Origin of the sequence: Blautia sp. AM42-2 (genome assembly GCF_003480245.1) — a bacterium.
Classification (GTDB): domain Bacteria; phylum Bacillota; class Clostridia; order Lachnospirales; family Lachnospiraceae; genus Fusicatenibacter; species Fusicatenibacter saccharivorans.
On record NZ_QUIM01000022.1, the window covers coordinates 1 to 323 of the forward strand.

The 323-nt window shown below is 40.2% G+C and carries 1 protein-coding gene; it reads right to left on the minus strand.

The features are described from left to right. Window positions 1–323 (minus strand): IS200/IS605 family transposase (gene tnpA, locus DW915_RS15150; protein ID WP_243033850.1); only part of this gene is annotated, 323 nt, incomplete at both ends.

Sequence of the window (323 nt, forward strand, 5' to 3'; positions counted from 1 at the left end):
TCGATATACTGTTTTACTGCTTCCAGCGGGGCACCGCCAACGGTAGATACAAAATAGCTATTTGTCCAAAGCGTCGGCATCTTAGTTTTAAGATATGGAAATTCCTGTCTTAAAATTCTGGAAGTATAGCCTTTGAAAGATTTTACGGCTTTGTGAATACCAAACTGAGGGTCTACTTCCAGCAGCATATGAACATGATCCGGCATGATTTCCATTTCCAGAATCTCTACAGAAAGATTTGCAGCATACTCTGTGAGCAGTTCCTTCAACCTGGTATCTACACCATTGGTTAATACTTTTCGTCTATATTTAGGACACCATAC